Source organism: Streptomyces sp. NPDC007205, from assembly GCF_040634095.1.
Classification (GTDB): Bacteria; Actinomycetota; Actinomycetes; order Streptomycetales; family Streptomycetaceae; genus Streptomyces.
This window is the reverse complement of record NZ_JBEYEW010000148.1, coordinates 1-2,385: the sequence shown is the minus strand read 5'-3', so window position 1 is coordinate 2,385 and position 2,385 is coordinate 1. Positions and strand designations below refer to the sequence as shown.

General features: G+C 70.1%; 1 protein-coding gene. It reads left to right on the top strand.

The window, feature by feature from the left end:
• Positions 1–2,385 (top strand): beta-ketoacyl synthase N-terminal-like domain-containing protein (locus ABZ624_RS42690; protein WP_360101077.1); only part of this gene is annotated, 2,385 nt, incomplete at both ends.

The following is a 2,385-nucleotide window of genomic DNA, read 5'->3' as shown; positions in this document are numbered from 1 at the left end:
CTGGCCGGGGTGGATTTGAAGCGGTTGGCCCGGCTGGGGCTCGCGCCGATCTCCTCGTCGGAGGCGATGGCCTGGTTCGACGCCGCCCACACCACCGGTGACGCGGTGCTGGCCGTCACCAGGCTGGACACGACCGCCCTGCGCAACCAGAACCCGGACACCACACCCGCAATCCTGCGCGGCCTGGTCCCCGCGGCTCGGCGTCGCGCCGACAATGTCGGGTCGCGCGCCGGGGCCTCCCACTGGCTGGCCGAGCTCGCCCCGGCCGACCGCGAGCGCGCACTCAGCGATCTCGTGCGCACACATGTCGCCGGAGTCCTCGGGCATGCCGACGCGAGCGGAATCGTAGGCGACCGGCCCTTGCAGGAAATGGGCTTCGACTCGCTCACCGCCGTCGAACTCCGCAACCAGCTCAACACGGCGACCGGACTGCGGCTGCCCGCCACCCTCGTCTTCGACCACCCGTCCCCTGACGCCCTCACCGCGTATCTGAGCACGCAGATCTCCGGCCGACCGGCCGATTCGCCGGCCACGACGACCACAGCGGTGACGACGGACGAGCCGATCGCCATTGTGGGCATGGCCTGCCGATATCCGGGAGGCGTGAATTCTCCGGACGAGTTGTGGCGGCTGGTGGCGGACGGTGTGGACGCGGTGGGTGAGTTCCCGGTCAACCGCGGCTGGAATCTGGACGAGCTGTACGACCCGGACCCCTCGACGTCGGGCACGTCCTACACCCGTCATGGTGGATTCCTTTACGACGCCGACGAGTTCGACCCGGAGTTCTTCGGCATGTCGCCGCGCGAGGCGCTCGCCACCGACCCACAGCAGCGTCTGTTGCTGCAGACGGCGTGGGAGGCGTTCGAGAGTGCCGGGGTCGATCCCGAGACGCTGAGGGGCAGTCGTACGGGCGTCTTCGCGGGCGTGATGTACCACGACTACGGCTCGCGCCTGCGCAGTGTGCCGAAGGACCTGGAGGGCTATCTGGCCGGCGGCAACGCGGGCAGCATCGCCTCCGGCCGCGTCGCGTACACCTACGGACTGGAGGGGCCGGCGGTCACGGTGGACACGGCCTGCTCGTCCTCCCTGGTCGCGCTGCACCTGGCGGCCAACGCGCTGCGCCAGGGGGAGTGCGACATGGCGCTGGCCGGCGGCGTCACCGTCATGTCCACTCCTCAGGCATTCGTCGAGTTCTCGCGCCAGCGCGGGCTGTCGGCCGACGGCCGCTGCAAACCCTTTGCCGCGGCTGCGGATGGTACGGGTTGGTCGGAGGGTGTGGGTCTGCTGTTGGTGGAGCGGTTGTCGGATGCCCGGCGTAGGGGGCATCGGGTGCTGGCGGTGGTGCGGGGCAGTGCGGTGAATCAGGATGGTGCGTCCAATGGTCTGACGGCGCCGAACGGTCCTTCGCAGGAGCGGGTGATTCGGCAGGCGTTGGCGAATGCGGGTCTGTCGGCTGCGGATGTGGATGCGGTTGAGGGGCATGGCACGGGTACGAGGTTGGGTGATCCGATCGAGGCGCAGGCGTTGCTTGCGACGTATGGGCAGGGGCGGCGGGTTGGGCGGCCGTTGTGGTTGGGGTCGTTGAAGTCGAACATCGGGCATGCGCAGGCTGCGGCGGGTGTCGGTGGTGTGATCAAGATGGTTCAGGCGATGCGGTATGGCGTTCTGCCCAGGACCCTGCATGTCGATGAGCCGTCTCCGCACGTGGACTGGGCGGCGGGAGCGGTGTCGCTGCTGACCGAGGCCCGGGAGTGGCCGGGGGACGACACACCCCGCAGGGCCGCAATCTCCTCCTTCGGCATCAGCGGCACCAACGCGCACATCATCATCGAGCAGCCGAGTGAGCCCGCGGCCGAGGACCGCGCGGGCGACGGGGCCGAGCTCCCCGTCCTCCCCTGGGTGGTGTCGGGCACCTCCGCCGAGGCCCTGACGGCCCAGGCACAGCGTTTGCTCGCGTCCGTGTCGGGTGCGAGCGGCCCGGACGCCCTGGACGTGGCGTACACGCTGGCCACCGCACGGGCCGCGCTGGAGGAGCGCGCGGTCGTCGTCGGCACGTCCCGGGCCCAGCTGCTCGCCGGTCTCGGTTCGCTGGCCCATGGGAGCCCGGCGCCGGGCCTGATCCGCGGCAGGCGCGGGCAGGGCAGAACCGCGTTCCTGTTCACGGGGCAGGGGAGTCAGCGTCTGGGGATGGGGCGTGAGTTGTATGAGCGGGTGCCGGAGTTCGCTCGTGCTTTTGATGAGGTGTGCGGTTTCCTCGACGGGGAGTTGCCGCGGCCGTTGAGGGAGGTTTTGTTCGCTCCGGCCGAGTCGGCGGACTCGCTGCTTCTGGATCAGACGGCGTTGACGCAGCCGGCGTTGTTCGCGGTGGAGGTGGCGCTGTTCCGG